At 67.3% G+C, this 13,277-nt stretch carries 11 protein-coding genes; 6 read left to right on the forward strand and 5 right to left on the reverse strand.

Going from position 1 to position 13,277, the window contains the following annotated elements; genetic code table 11:
* Positions 1 to 65: 65 nt before the first annotated feature.
* From CK498_RS13765 to CK498_RS13775, 3 genes are all read right to left on the reverse strand, one after another.
* Positions 66 to 767 carry an SPOR domain-containing protein gene (locus tag CK498_RS13765; protein WP_095621447.1) on the reverse strand — a complete coding sequence of 234 codons (702 nt, stop codon included), beginning with the start codon at positions 765 to 767 and terminating at the stop codon, positions 66 to 68.
* The gene (gene argS, locus CK498_RS13770) at positions 767 to 2,452 is read right to left on the reverse strand and encodes an arginine--tRNA ligase (RefSeq protein ID WP_095621448.1); all 1,686 of its coding nucleotides are present in this window, start codon (positions 2,450 to 2,452) and stop codon (positions 767 to 769) included. The genes CK498_RS13765 and argS overlap by 1 nt, the downstream gene beginning before the upstream one ends.
* Before the next feature lie 121 nt (positions 2,453 to 2,573).
* Positions 2,574 to 4,985, reverse strand: coding sequence for a primosomal protein N' (locus CK498_RS13775; RefSeq protein ID WP_095621449.1), 2,412 nt, complete (start codon positions 4,983 to 4,985; stop codon positions 2,574 to 2,576).
* Between the two features lie 21 nt (positions 4,986 to 5,006).
* On the opposite strand from CK498_RS13775, the gene rpmE reads away from it, so the two are divergent.
* Both rpmE and CK498_RS13785 read left to right on the forward strand, forming a co-directional pair.
* Positions 5,007 to 5,222: a 50S ribosomal protein L31 gene (gene rpmE, locus CK498_RS13780; protein ID WP_095621450.1), complete on the forward strand. Its 216-nt coding sequence runs from the start codon at positions 5,007 to 5,009 to the stop codon at positions 5,220 to 5,222.
* Positions 5,223 to 5,472: 250 nt separating this feature from the next.
* A complete protein-coding gene (locus tag CK498_RS13785) occupies positions 5,473 to 6,744 on the forward strand; it encodes a malic enzyme-like NAD(P)-binding protein (RefSeq protein WP_095621451.1) in 1,272 nt (423 codons plus the stop codon).
* A 63-nt stretch (positions 6,745 to 6,807) separates the two neighbouring features.
* Here CK498_RS13785 and CK498_RS13790 read toward each other — a convergent pair whose 3' ends face one another.
* Together CK498_RS13790 and CK498_RS13795 are read right to left on the reverse strand one after the other, a co-directional pair.
* Positions 6,808 to 7,560, reverse strand: a complete 753-nt coding sequence (locus tag CK498_RS13790; RefSeq protein WP_095621452.1) for a DUF481 domain-containing protein — start codon at positions 7,558 to 7,560, stop codon at positions 6,808 to 6,810.
* Positions 7,561 to 7,679: 119 nt separating this feature from the next.
* Entirely contained in the window at positions 7,680 to 10,208 is a 2,529-nt protein-coding gene (locus CK498_RS13795) for a penicillin-binding protein 1A (protein ID WP_095621453.1), read from the reverse strand.
* A gap of 236 nt (positions 10,209 to 10,444) precedes the next feature.
* Here CK498_RS13795 and pilM point away from each other — a divergent pair, with 236 nt between their 5' ends.
* The 4 genes from pilM to CK498_RS13815 are packed head-to-tail and all read left to right on the forward strand — an operon-like array spanning position 10,445 to position 13,228.
* Entirely contained in the window at positions 10,445 to 11,512 is a 1,068-nt protein-coding gene (pilM, locus tag CK498_RS13800) for a type IV pilus assembly protein PilM (RefSeq protein ID WP_217987776.1), read from the forward strand.
* Positions 11,509 to 12,108 (forward strand): PilN domain-containing protein, encoded by a 600-nt coding sequence (locus CK498_RS13805; RefSeq protein ID WP_095621454.1) that lies wholly within the window; start codon positions 11,509 to 11,511, stop codon positions 12,106 to 12,108. The genes pilM and CK498_RS13805 overlap by 4 nt, the downstream gene beginning before the upstream one ends.
* Complete coding sequence (locus tag CK498_RS13810) at positions 12,105 to 12,725, forward strand: type IV pilus inner membrane component PilO (protein WP_095621455.1); 621 nt, start codon at positions 12,105 to 12,107, stop codon at positions 12,723 to 12,725. Before CK498_RS13805 ends, CK498_RS13810 begins: the two co-directional genes overlap by 4 nt.
* Positions 12,722 to 13,228, forward strand: a complete 507-nt coding sequence (locus CK498_RS13815; RefSeq protein WP_095621456.1) for a pilus assembly protein PilP — start codon at positions 12,722 to 12,724, stop codon at positions 13,226 to 13,228. The genes CK498_RS13810 and CK498_RS13815 overlap by 4 nt, the downstream gene beginning before the upstream one ends.
* Positions 13,229 to 13,277 lie beyond the last annotated feature (49 nt).

The following is a 13,277-nucleotide window of genomic DNA, read 5'->3' on the forward strand; positions in this document are numbered from 1 at the left end:
AGTAGGAGATGCGGGCGCGACGCGCTGAAATCAACCGCCCGAGCGCGCCTGGCGGACGCGCTTGCTCAGTTCTGCAGGCGGATCATCAGCGGCTCGATACCCTGGGTCAGCATCAGGTCCTGGGCACGGTTGAGCTCGCGGTTATCGTCGTAGGGGCCGACCTGGACGCGGTGCCAGGTCTGGTTGTCGCCGGACTGCACCTCGCTGATCTGCGCCTGGAGGCCGAAGTTGCGCAGCCGGCCGGCGAGCTGTTCGGCATCGCCCGGCTCGCGGAACGACGCCGCCTGCAGCATGTAGCGGCTGTTGGCTGCGGGCTGGTTGGTCGCTTCAGCGGCGGCCTGCTCGGCCGCTGCCTCGTCGGCGGCGGTGGTACGGGCGATCTGCTCGGCAATCGGGTCCAGCGCCTCGTCGCTGGGCGGCTCGGCGGCGGCGGTGTCCTCGCTGGGCGTGGGCGGCTGCGGCGGCACCACCACCTCGGAGCGCGGCGCGACCACTTCGGATTCCGGCAGCAGGGTGTAGAACTCGAAGGTCGGCATGCGCGGCTCGTCGGCGCTGTCCGCTTCGCCCTCGGCGGGGCTGCTCGAGGGCGGCTTGGGCAGTACCGTGGCCAGTGGCGTGGGGGCGCTCTCCTGCACGTACTGGGCGAGGAAGAAACCGGCCACCAGGCCGGCCACGCCCCATAGCCAACCAGGCACGCCGCGGCGCTGGGCGGGGGCACGGCGGCGCGGTGCGGCGCCGCGTTTCTTGGGCGCGGGGCGGCGGGCCATTACATCTCCTCGGGGGCGCTCACGCCCAACAGGTCGAGGCCGTTGCGAATCACCTGGCGGGTGGCGAGCCCCAGCGCCAGGCGGGCGTTGCGCTGGGCGTCGTCATCGACCATGACCTTGACTGCGTTGTAGCAGGTGTGGAAATCGGCGGCCAGGTCCTGGAGGTACTGGGCGACCTGCTGCGGCTCGCGATTGCCGGCGGCGTGCTCGACGACCTCGGGGAAGCGCGCCAGGCGATTCATCAGCGCCTTCTCCTGGTCGGCCTCGAGCTGGGCCAGGCTGGCCACGGCCAGGGCGTGGTCGAAGGGCTTGCCGTCGGCCTCGGCGCGGCGGAGCACGCTGCACACCCGGGCGTGGGCATACTGCACGTAGTAGACCGGGTTGTCGTTGGACTGCGAGCGAGCCAGGTCGATGTCGAAGGTCAGCTGCGAGTCGGCGCGGCGCGCGGCCAGGAAGTAGCGGGTGGCGTCGCGGCCGACCTCGTCGATCAGGTCGCGCAGGGTGACATAGCTGCCGGCGCGCTTGGAGAGCTTGACCTCGACCCCGGAGCGGGTGACCAGCACCATCTGGTGCAGCACGTAGTCGGGCCAGCCCTGGGGGATGCCGGTTTCCAGCGCCTGCAGCCCGGCGCGCACGCGGGTCACCGTGGAGTGGTGGTCGGCGCCCTGCTCGTTGATCACCTGGCCAAAGCCACGCTGCCACTTGTCGAAGTGGTAGGCGACGTCGGGCAGGAAGTAGGTATAGCCGCCGTCGCGCTTGCGCATTACGCGATCCTTGTCGTCACCGAAATCGGTGGTGCGCAGCCACAGGGCGCCGTCCTCTTCATAGGTATGGCCGCCGTCGATCAGCTTGGCCACGGTGGCCTCGACCTTGCCGTCGTCGTACAGCGACGACTCCAGGAAGTAGACGTCGAACTCGACACCGAAGGCCTTGAGGTCGAGATCCTGCTCGCGGCGCAGGTAGGCCACGGCGAACTCGCGAATGGCATCGAGGTCGTCGGCATCGGCCTTGGCGGTGACGTGGCGGTCATCGGCGTCGACTGTCTCGCCGGCTAGGTAGCTGGCGGCGACGTCCTCGATGTAGCCGCCGCGGTAGCCATCTTCCGGCCAGCTGGGGTCGTCGGGGCCGAGGCCCTTGGCGCGGGCCTGCACCGAGCGCGCCAGGTTGCTGATCTGGGCGCCGGCGTCGTTGTAGTAGAACTCGCGGGTGACATCGTAGCCGGTGGCCGCGAGCAGCCGGCAGATCGAGTCGCCGATCGCCGCGCCGCGGCCGTGGCCGACGTGCAGCGGCCCGGTGGGGTTGGCCGACACGAACTCGACCTGCACCTTCTGGCCCTGGCCGATCAGGCTGCGACCGAAGGTGTCGCCGGCGTCGAGCACCTGCTGTACCACCTGGGCGATGGCGTCGGTGGCGGCGAAGAAGTTGATGAAGCCGGGCCCGGCGATCTCGGTGCTGCTCACCGCTGGAGACTCGGGCAGGGCGGCAACCAGGGCTTCGGCCAGGTCGCGCGGTTTCTTGCCGGCGGGCTTGGCCAGCATCAGCGCCAGGTTGGTGGCGTAGTCGCCGTGGGCCTTGTCCTTGGTGGGGTCGACCTTGATGGTCGGCGCGACGTCGGCGGGTAGCACGCCCTGCTGCTTGAGGGCGGCGAGTGCCTCGTCGAGCAGCGCGATGATGGTCTCTTTCATGAGTGGTCTGGTGTCCTGTGGCGCGTGGCGTGGCAACGGCCGAAACGGCTTGGTCGCCCATTATCGGCAATTGCGGGGCGGCTTTAAACCCTGTGGGGGAAAGCAGGTGCGAACGCCAACCTCAACTCAGCGTCTGCGGATCGATATCCAGCGACCATCTGACCCGGCGCGCATCGCGGCTGGCTTCGAGCCAGGCCACCAGCCAGGCGCTGGCCTCGTGGAGCTTGCTGCGCTGTGCGCCGCTCAGCATCAGCTGGACGTGGTAGCGGTTCTGGCGGCGCTCCATGGGTGCCGGTACCGGCCCCAGGCAGTGCACCTCCAGGCTGCCGGCGAGCCACTCGCGCAGCGCCTGGCCGGCGCCTGAGGCCAGCGCCGTGGCGTCGGCCTCGCGGGGGCTCTCGAAGCGCGCCAGTGCCATGAAGCGGTAAGGTGGCAGGCCGGCGGCGCGGCGCTCGGCGAGCAGCTGCTCGGCCAGCGCATCATAGCCGTTATCGGCCAGTTGGCGCAGCTGAGGGTCATCGCTGTGCAGGGTCTGCACCAGCACCCGGCCGGGGTGCTCGGCGCGACCGGCGCGGCCTGCCACCTGCACCAGCAGCTGGGCGTTCTGCTCCAGGGCGCGGAAGTCGCTGGCGTAGAGGCCGGCGTCGGCATTGACCACCACCACCAGGGTGACGTGGGGCAGGTGATGGCCCTTGGCCAGCATCTGGGTGCCGACCAGCAGGCAGGGCTCGCCGCGCCTGACCTCGCCGAGCATGTTCTCGAGGGCGTCCTTGCGCCGCGTGCTGTCGCGGTCGATGCGGTGTACCGGCACCTCGGGGAACAGCTCGGCGAGGGTCTCCTCGGTGCGTTCGGTACCGGCGCCGAGGGGTCTCAGGTCGGCGCTGCCACACGTTGGGCAGGCATCGGGCAGCGCCTGCTTGTGGTCGCAGTGGTGGCAGGCCAGGTGGTGGGGTTGGCGGTGCAGCGTCAGGCGCGCGTCGCAGTGATCGCACTCGGCCATCCAGCCGCAGGCGTGGCAGGCCAGGGTCGGGGCGAAGCCGCGACGGTTGATGAACACCAGCACCTGATGGCCAGCGGCCAGGGTGGCGCGGATGGCCTCGGTCACTGGCGGCACCAGGCCACCGCGGCGCGGTCGGCCGCGCAGGTCGATGAGCTCCATGCGTGCTGGGGCATGGCGGCTGGCGCGATTCATCAGGCGCAGGTGGCGGTAGCGGCCGCTGCGCGCCTGGGCCAGTGTCTCCAGCGATGGCGTGGCGCTGCCCAGCACCAGTGGGATAGCGTCGCGGTGGGCGCGCGCTACAGCCAGGTCGCGGGCGTGGTAGCGCAACCCGTCCTGCTGCTTGAGCGAGCCGTCGTGCTCCTCGTCGACGATGATTGCCCCAGGGCTCGCCAGGGGCGTGAACACCGCCGAGCGGGTGCCAATCACGATCGGCGCGCGGCCGCTGGCGGCGGCCAGCCAGGCGTCGAGACGCTCGCCGTCGGAGAGCCCCGAGTGCAGGGCGACGACCGGTACCCGGAAGCGCTTGCGAAAGCGTTGCAGGGTCTGTGGGGTGAGGCCGATCTCGGGCACCAGCACCAGCGCCTGGCGGCCGCGCGCCACCACCGCCTCGATCAACTGCAGGTAGACCTCGGTCTTGCCGCTACCGGTGACGCCGTGCAGCAGGCAGGGGTGGAAGCGGTCGAGCCCTTCATGCATGGCCGCCAGTGCCTCGGCCTGCTCGCGTTTGAGCGGCAGGCTGGGCTCGGACAGCAGCTGGTTGGCGGCCGGCGTTGGGGCGGCGATCAGTGGCTCGCTGCTGGCCTCGGCGAGTCCTTTCTCCAGCAGTCCATCGAGCTGCGCGCGGCCGAAGCCCTGGGCGGTGATGACGTTGACGGCCAGGCCGCGGGGGTGCTGTTGCAGCAGTTCGAGCAGCTCGGCCTGGCGGCGTGCGCGCCCCAGGTCGTCGCGGCTGGCGCCACGGCCCCTCGCGGTCAGTTGCCAGCGTTCGCGGGTGCGCGCCTCCAGCGGCCGGCCTTGACGCAGCAGCACCGGCAGCGACTGGTGCAGGGTGTCGCCCAGCGAGTGCTGGTAGTAGCGTGCGGCGAAGCGGCACAGCCACAGCCAGTCGTCGGGCAGCGGGTCGCTGTCGAGCCAGGCGCTGACAGGCTTGAGATCGGCAAGCGGGAACTCGCTGTGCGTCCGGCACTCGACGACGATGCCGATCACTTCGCGACGCCCGAACGGCACCTGCACCCGCAGTCCTGGGCGCCAGCCGTTGGGTGGCGGCGTGGCGCAGGGGCGGTAGTCGAACAGTCGCCGCAGGGGGGTGGGCACGGCGACTGCCAGGACGGATGAAGCGCTTGATGCAGCGGGCGTGGTAAAAGGAGTGGCGGGCAATTGGCCTCCGCGGCTGGCTCTGCTAAGATACGTGCCCTTCGGGCTCGGGGCGCGACCTCGTGGCTTCGAAACCACCCGGTCTGTCGTTGCGCTGAATGGCATGACAACTGTATGACAACCGTATGCGGTGCCTGGCAAATGATCAGGTGGCGGCATACAGCATCATGAGGCTTCAAGATGAAACAAGGTATCCACCCCGATTACAAGAAGGTCAGCGCTACCTGCAGCTGCGGCGCTACCTTCGAGGTCGGCTCGACTTCGGGTCACGACTTCAACCTGGACGTCTGCTCACAGTGCCATCCGTTCTATACCGGTAAGCAGAAGCAGGCGACCACCGGTGGCCGCGTCGAGCGCTTCAACAAGCGTTTCGGTGCCGCCGTCAAGCGCGGCTGATAGCTCGCTGTCGGTTCGTGAAAAACCCGCCGCCCGGCGGGTTTTTTGTGGCTGCTCGCCTGGCCTGTGGCAATAAGCTCGACGTTATGCCTGAGGGGTTGACCATAAGTTGCGCTAAATATCTGGAAATAGCTTCAAACATCCGATTAAAAGCCTTGAATGACAGCAACTTGGCTCAAGTTGTGGGGCTGAGCGTTTTTCTATATTCTGATTTGACTCTCTCGTTGAAGACGACTGGACAACTACGCATATGACAGACGCCAAGAAGCAAGCCGCGCTTGACTACCACGCCCACCCGATCCCCGGAAAGCTCTCCGTCGAGCTCACCAAGCCGACTGCCTCGGCCAAGGATTTGGCGCTGGCCTATAGTCCGGGCGTGGCCGAGCCGTGCCGCGAAATCGCCAAGGATGTCGAGAACGCCTACCTCTACACCGGCAAGGGCAACCTGGTGGCGGTGATCTCCGATGGCTCGGCCATCCTCGGCCTGGGTAACCTCGGTCCGCTGGCGAGCAAGCCGGTGATGGAAGGCAAGGGGGTGCTGTTCAAGCGTTTTGCCGGCATCAACTCGGTGGACCTCGAGGTCGACGCCGAGAGCCCGCAGGCCTTCATCGATACCGTGGCGCGCGTTGCCATCACCTGGGGTGGCATCAACCTCGAGGATATCAAGGCGCCGGAGTGCTTCGAGATCGAGCGGGCGCTGGTCGAGCGCTGCAACATCCCGGTGTTCCACGACGACCAGCACGGCACCGCCATCGTCACCGCGGCGGGCATGCTCAACGCCCTGGATATCGCCGGCAAGTCCCTCGACGAGGCGCGCATCGTATGCCTCGGTGCCGGTGCTGCCGCCATCGCCTGCATGAAGCTGCTGGTGGCCTGCGGCGCCAAGGCCGAGAACCTGTTCATGCTCGACCGCAAGGGCGTGATCCACAGCGGCCGCGACGACCTCAACCAGTACAAGGCGATGTTCGCCACCGAGACCGACAAGCGCACCCTGGACGACGCCATCGAAGGGGCCGATGTGTTCCTCGGCCTGTCGGGACCCAACCTGCTGTCCGCCGAGCAGCTCAAGACGATGGCCGCCAACCCGGTGGTGTTTGCCTGCTCCAACCCGGACCCGGAGATTCATCCCGACGTTGCCAACGCGGCTCGCGATGACGTGATCATGGCCACCGGCCGCTCCGATTATCCCAACCAGGTCAACAACGTGCTGGGCTTCCCGTTCATCTTCCGCGGTGCGCTGGACGTGCGTGCCACAGCGATCAACGAAGAGATGAAGGTCGCCGCGGTTCACGCCCTCAAGGACCTGGCCCGGGAGCCGGTGCCCCAGTACGTGCTGGATGCCTACGAGCTCGACGCCCTCGAGTTCGGTCGCGGCTACATCCTGCCCACGCCCCTCGATGCGCGCCTGCTCGACCGCGTCTCGGCGGCGGTGGCGCAAGCCGCGGTGGATTCCGGGGTGGCGCGCAAACCGTTCCCGTCGCATTATCCGCTGAACGGCGTCGATGAGGTCTACGGCGGCTGAGTCCGGACGCTCTGAAGCAGCACACGATGCCGGCCCCATGGGGCCGGCATTTTTGTTACCCGCTTACCAGCTGTAGACCAGCGAGGCGCTGGTGGTCATGTCGCTGCGGGCGGTGGCGGTCTCGGGAGGCTGCGAGTTGCGGCGGATCTCGTGGGACAGGCGCAGCGCCATGCGCGAATTGATGCGTGCAGTCAGCGCCGAGTAGGAGCGTGAGGTGGTGTTGTCGCGGGTCGCCTCGAGCGACAGCTCCTGGGAGAAAGAGGCGTTGTCGGTGACCTCCCAGTCGTAGGCCAGTGCGCCATAGCCGACGCTGAAGCTTTCGCTCTCCTCGTCGCGCACGTCGTCGAAGCGGTAGCCGGGCCCGGCTTCCAGCGACAGGCGATGGGTGTCGCTGTCGAGAATCTGGCGGCCATAGCCGGCAATCGCCGTGACCTGCTGGTCGTAGCCGCTGAAGCGGTCTTTCTCCCAGCGTGCGAAGCCGAACAGATAGTGGTCACCATCGAAATCGTAGCGTTCGCGCCAGGCGGCCAGATACTGCTCGGCGCTGGTGGTGTCATCGCGGGCCACGTTGCGGACCTCACCGCGCAGGCTGTGGGTCCAGTTGTCGGTCAGCCAGGTGAGCCTGCCTTTGCCGAGCAGGGTGCGGCTGTCGGTATTGCCGGAGAGTTGGGTGAAGCCGAACTCCAGGTCGCCAGCGAAAACGTCATCCTCTTCGTCGGGCGGGGGCGGCGCATAGAATGGGCTCGCCTGGGCGCCAAGTGGCAGCGCCAGTAGGATAGTGGCTACGCCGCAGAGGCCGAGCCGTTGACGTCGCATGCTGTAACTCCCTGTCGCTGCATGGGTGTCAGCCTACCGAGGGTAGGCGCTGGGTGCCAGGTTGCGAAGTGATAGTGGGCGGCGTCCGTGCCGCCCGCGCTGGCTGTCGAGCCCAACTGCTAGAAAATCGCCTCGTAGGAGCCGGTGCCCTGGGAGCCGCTGCTGTCCTCGATCTCGCGGCCCACGCTGCGCGGCTGGTAGTCGGGCAGATGGTCGCCGTGGAACAGCTCGCTGATGCCGCCGGACTGGTCGTCGTGGAGGCGGCGACCGGTGTCGGCGTCGACGCGCAAGCGCACGATATTGGCTGGCGCCTCGGGCATCGCTTCAGGGCGGCCGTTGAGGGCATTGCCCATGAAGTCGATCCACACCGGCAGAGCAGCGCGACCGCCGTACTCGCCGGTGGTCTCGTTGTTGTCCTTGCCGATCCATACGCTGGTGACGAGATCGCCGTTATAGCCGGCGAACCAGGCGTCGCGCTGCTCGTTGGTGGTGCCGGTCTTGCCGACGATGTCCTGACGGCCGAGCTCGAGGGCGGCGCGGCCGGTGCCGTTGTCGATCACGTCGCGCAGCATGTCGCGCAGAATGTAGACGGAGGTGGGGTCGGCGACGCGCTCGGCGAGCGGATACACGCGGCCGTCGATTTCCACCTCGGTGGCGCCGTTGTCGCACTCGCGGCAGGCGACCCGCGGCAGCGCCTCGTCGATGACGTTGTCGTCGTCGCCGCGGGTCACGCGCTCGACGAACCACGGCGAGACCTGGAAGCCGCCGTTGGCGAGTACTGCATAGGCGTTGGTCATCTCCAGCGGCGTCAGCGAGGCGCTGCCCAGCGCCAGCGACAGGCCGCGCGGCAGGCGGCTCTCGGCGAAGCCGAAGCCCTCGAGAAACTCGATGGCGTTCTCGACGCCGAGGCTCTGCAGTACGCGCACCGTGACCAGGTTGCGCGATTGCGCCAGCGCCACCCGCAGGCGGGTGGGGCCGAGGAAGTTGCCGCCGGCATTGACCGGCCGCCACAGGTCGTTGCTGCCGTCCTGCATCACCACCGGGGCATCGTTGACCACGGTGGCGGCGTTCATGTTGCCGTCCTGAAGTGCGGCAAGGAACACGAACGGCTTGAAAATCGAGCCCGACTGTCGCTGGGCCTGGGTGGCACGATTGAACTTGCTGGCATTGAAGCTGAAGCCGCCCTGCAGGGCCAGGATCGCCCCGGTGTCGGGATCGAGCACTACGATCGAGCCCTCGGCGTCGGGGCGCTGGGAGAGCCGGAAGCTACCGTCGTCGCGCTCGAGGATGCGCACCAGGTCGCCGCGGCTGGCAATCTGGGCCGCCGAGCTCGGCTCGGGGCCGCGGGCGAAAGCACTACGGTATTCACGCGCCCAGCTCAGGCCGTCCCACTCGAGGGTCACCAGTTCGCCGCGGCGATCGAGGACGGTCATTTCGCGGCCTTCGCTCTCGACCACGATGGCCGGCTGCAGCGGGCCGAAGCCCGGGGTGCGTTCGAGCACGCGCAGCCAGTTGCTGACGTCGCCCTCGACCCCCTCGACCCGGCTCTGGCTGCTTTCGGCGGCCTGGCGGGCGGTCTCCATGACCTCCGGTGACTCGCCAAGTTCCTCTTCCAGGCCGCGACGCTCGGCGCGCTCCTGGGCCTCGACCAGGCTCGAGGGAATGCCGCTCTCTTCGACCCCGCGCCAGCCGTGACGGGTGTCGTAGTCGATCAGGCCGCGGGTCAGGGCGTCGCGGGCGAAGGGCTGCAGCTCGCTGTCGAGAGTGGTGTGAATGCGATAGCCGCCGGTATAGGCATCGTCGCCGTAGCGCTCGATGGCGAACTGACGAGCCATCTCGGCGACATAGGGGGCGTCGACCTCGACCTGGGCGGTGAAGCGCTGGGCGGTGATCGGTGCCTGCACGGCTTCGTCGTAGGCGACCTGGTCGATATAGCCGAGGTCGCGCATGCGATACAGGATCCAGTTGCGGCGGATCAGCGAGCGCTCTGGGTTGGCCAGCGGGTTGAACGACGACGGTGCCTTGGGCAGGCCGGCGATCATTGCCTTTTGGGCCAGGGTCAGTTCCGAAAGAGGAAGCTGATAGTAGGTCTCGGCGGCGGCGGCGACGCCGTAGGCGCGGTTGCCGAGGAAGATCTTGTTGATGTAGAGCTCGAAGATCTCCTCCTTGCTCAACACCTGCTCCATCTGCAGCGCCAGCAGGATCTCGCGAATCTTGCGGGTGAAGGTGCGGTCGAGGGTCAGCAGGTAGTTACGCGCCACCTGCATGGTGATGGTGGAGCCGCCGGTCTGGATGGTGCCGCCGCTGGAGACCAGTTCATAGGCGGCGCGCGCCAGGCCGCGCGGGTCGACCCCGGGGTGATCGAAGTAGTTGGCATCCTCGGCGGCCAGCAGCGCCTGCACCAGGTCTTCGGGCACTTCGTCGAAATCGATGGCCATGCGTCGCTCTTCGCCGAACTCGCCGATCAGCTTGCCGTCGCGACTGAAAATGCGCAGCGGGGCATGCAGTTCGAAGTCCTGTAGCTGGCGCACGTCGGGCAGGCCCGGGGCGAAGTACAGCGCCGCGCCGATCACGGCCAGTACGCTGGCGGTACCCAGCGAAAGAGTGAGCCAGAGCAGCGAGATGACGGAGGTTTTGAGCAACTTCATGAAGAGGCGGTACCTGTGGTGCGTGCAAGCGGTGGAAGTGCTTGGTATCAATTAGAGCCGACCATTCATTATATTAACCCAGGCTCTAGGCCACCAGCGTTGATGCGAGTTTTCACTGTTGCTACGCGATTTGGGGCGAAATAGGCGGCATATACAGCAATTTTCAGCTCAAGGCGCCATCTGTCATTGCCGATAATCCTGTTAGTGGCTCGTTACCCTCAAGCGTGGAGAAGTGCGTGGCGCGACTTAGACGTCCTGGCAAGGCACTGGTTGGGATAGACATCGGTTCGACGACGGTCAAGTTGCTCGAGCTCAAGTCTAGGCCCGGCCATTACCAGGTCGATAGCTATGCGATGCATCCACTACGCGAGGGTGCTGTGGTGGAGCGGCGAATCCGCCATATGCAGGATGTCGTCACGGCACTACGAGCCGCGGTCGAACAGGCGCAACTGCATACTCGCCGTGCCTGCGTCGCGGTGCCCGCCGGCGCGGCGATCACCAAGACGCTGACGTTTCCCGCTTCGCTCAACGATGATGAGATCGAGGCGCGCATTCAGCTCGAGTCAGACAAGCATATTCCGTTTCCGTTCGCTGAAGTGGCCTTCGATTTTCAGCGCCTGGGGCCGAATGCGCGCTACGACGGCCAGCAGGACGTGCTGTTGGTCGCCTGCCGCCAGCAGGATGTCAGCCAGTTGACCGAGGCGTTGCTACAGGCGGGGCTTGAGCCCGATGCGCTAGACGTCGAGACCTTCGCCATGGAGCGCATCTTCGGCGAGTTGCGTCATCAGTTGCAGCCGCCGCAGGCGGCGGAGGATGATTGCGTGGCACTGGTCGATATCGGCGCGACCATGAACTCGTTTCACGTGCTGCGCCAGGGGCGCGTGATCTACAGCCGCGATACCGTATTCGGCGGCCGCCAGCTCACCGAGGAGATCTGTAGCCGCTACGCTCTGAGCCTCGAGGAGGCCGGCCTGGCCAAGAAGCGCGGTGGCCTCCCCGACGATTATTCTCGCGAGGTGTTGGAGCCGTTTCTCGATGCGCTGGTCCAGCAGATCGGTCGCTCGCTGCAGCTCTACTACACCGCGGGTCGCCAGCTCGAGGTAAAGCGCCTGATGGTCGCCGGTGGCTCCAGCGTGGTGCCGGGGCTCAGCGAGCGGCTGGCCCAGGGCAGTGGCATGGAGGTGGCCATCGCCAACCCCTTTCTGCGCATGAAGATCAACTCGCGCATCGATCTTCACACCCTGGCCGGGGAGGCACCGGCCATGCTCACCGCCTGTGGTCTGGCCATGAGGGCGCGTCGATGACCATTGAGATCAATCTGCTAGCGTGGCGCGACCGCGCACGCGAACGGCGTAGCCGACGCTTCCACGCGGCGTTGATACTGGTCGCGGCGATTGGCCTGGGCAGCGGGGCCAGCATGACCTTCTTCTATCAGCAGCGGCTCGAGGTGCAGCAGCAGCGCAACGCTCACGTGGAGGCCCAGGCCGCGCAGCTCGAGCGCGATATCCGCTCGCTCAGCGAATACGAGGCGGCGCGGGCGCAGATGCTCGAGCAGATCGAGGTCTTCGGCCGCCTGCGGGTAGGGCGGCCGCAGACCGTGCACGTCTTCAATCAACTGGTCGAGAGTCTCGAGGAGGGCGTGCACTATACGCGCCTGTCGCGGCAGGGCGATTCGCTGCACTTGCGCGGCCTGGCCGACAGCAACCGCCAGGTGTTCGACCAGCTGCGTGCCTTGGCGGCGGCCAGCGCGCTCGATGTGCCGGTGCTCTCCGAGGTCGAGTCGGAGGACGGTGCGGCGCGGCGTCGTTTCAGCCTGAGCGTCAACCAGCGGATGTCCGAAGGCGCTGAGCAGCACGATGACACGGCGCCTGAGCCGGGTGCCGAGGAGGTGTCGTCATGAGCCTGGCGGGGGAGTGGCGGCGGCTGCGCGAGCTGGAGTGGCGCGAGCTGGATATCAAGGAGTCGGGCAGCTGGCCCTGGTCGCTGCAGCTGGTCTGCTGCCTACTAACGCTGGGGCTGACCTTCGCTGGTATGCACTGGTACCTGGCGGCGCCCAAGGCCGAGGAGCTGGCCGCGGCCCAGCGCCAGGAGCAGAGCCTGCTGCGCGACTACCAAAGCAAGGCGATGCAGGCGGCCAACCTGCCGGCGATGCGCGCCCAGTCGGATGAGCTGGAAGAGCGTCTCGACGCGCTGCTCGGGATGTTGCCCAGCGATGCCGAGATTCCCTCGCTGATCGACAATATTAGCGAAACGGCCATCGACAACCAGCTGTCGATCGACTTCATCCGGCTGCGCACTCCGGAGCAGCGCGAGTTCTACGTCGAGCAGCCGTTCGACATCCAGGTACAGGGCGACTATCACCGCATTGCCGCTTTCCTGGCCGGGGTGGCCGGCCTGCCACGCATCGTCACCCAGCATGACTTCAGCCTGGAGCCGGTGGAGGGCGACGGTCAGCTGCGCCTGTCGATGCTGGCGCGCACCTACAGCTACCGCAGCGATGTCGAGGAGGCGCCATGAAATCGTCGACGTTCGCCGTGGCGGTGAGCCTGCTGCTGGTCGGCTGTGCCGACCCCGACCTGGCCGGTCTCGATCGCGAGCTCGAGGCCCTCAAGCGTGATCCCGGCGAGCTCTCGGTCGAGCCACTGCCCGAGGTGCCGCGCTACCGCGCGCCGGGCTATGAGCAGGCCAATGCACGCAGCCCGTTCCTGGCGCGCCTGCCGGAAGACGCCGCCGCGCCGCAGGGCGAGCGCGCGCCGGATCCCGAGCGGCCCCGCGAACCGCTAGAGCGCTACGCGCTGAGCGAGCTCGAACTGGTCGGCACCCTGACCGTCAATGCCCAGCCCTCGGCGCTGCTGCGTGCGCCGCAAGGGCAGGTGCATCGGCTGCGGGTCGGCAACTACCTGGGGGCCGATGATGGCCGCATCGTGAGCATTACCGGAGCGTCGATCGTGCTGGTGGAGACCGTGCGCGAGCGCGACGCCTGGGTCGGGAGAACGCGAGAAATGACGCTGCCCAACTAGGGCGAACAGGATATGCCGCTAAGCCGGGAGGGTCGGCGGCGTGGTGCAG

Source organism: Halomonas salipaludis, from assembly GCF_002286975.1.
In the GTDB taxonomy this organism is placed as follows: Bacteria; Pseudomonadota; Gammaproteobacteria; order Pseudomonadales; family Halomonadaceae; genus Franzmannia; species Franzmannia salipaludis.

Bases quoted from the DNA above. Each gene is read 5' to 3' on its own strand.
- CK498_RS13765 (WP_095621447.1), bottom strand. From the start codon at position 767: ATGGCCCGCCGCCCCGCGCCCAAGAAACGCGGCGCCGCACCGCGCCGC.
- argS (WP_095621448.1), bottom strand. From the start codon at position 2,452: ATGAAAGAGACCATCATCGCGCTGCTCGACGAGGCACTCGCCGCCCTC.
- CK498_RS13775 (WP_095621449.1), bottom strand. From the start codon at position 4,985: ATGCCGCCACCTGATCATTTGCCAGGCACCGCATACGGTTGTCATACA.
- rpmE (WP_095621450.1), top strand. From the start codon at position 5,007: ATGAAACAAGGTATCCACCCCGATTACAAGAAGGTCAGCGCTACCTGC.
- CK498_RS13785 (WP_095621451.1), top strand. From the start codon at position 5,473: ATGACAGACGCCAAGAAGCAAGCCGCGCTTGACTACCACGCCCACCCG.
- CK498_RS13790 (WP_095621452.1), bottom strand. From the start codon at position 7,560: ATGCGACGTCAACGGCTCGGCCTCTGCGGCGTAGCCACTATCCTACTG.
- CK498_RS13795 (WP_095621453.1), bottom strand. From the start codon at position 10,208: ATGAAGTTGCTCAAAACCTCCGTCATCTCGCTGCTCTGGCTCACTCTT.
- CK498_RS13805 (WP_095621454.1), top strand. From the start codon at position 11,509: ATGACCATTGAGATCAATCTGCTAGCGTGGCGCGACCGCGCACGCGAA.
- CK498_RS13810 (WP_095621455.1), top strand. From the start codon at position 12,105: ATGAGCCTGGCGGGGGAGTGGCGGCGGCTGCGCGAGCTGGAGTGGCGC.
- CK498_RS13815 (WP_095621456.1), top strand. From the start codon at position 12,722: ATGAAATCGTCGACGTTCGCCGTGGCGGTGAGCCTGCTGCTGGTCGGC.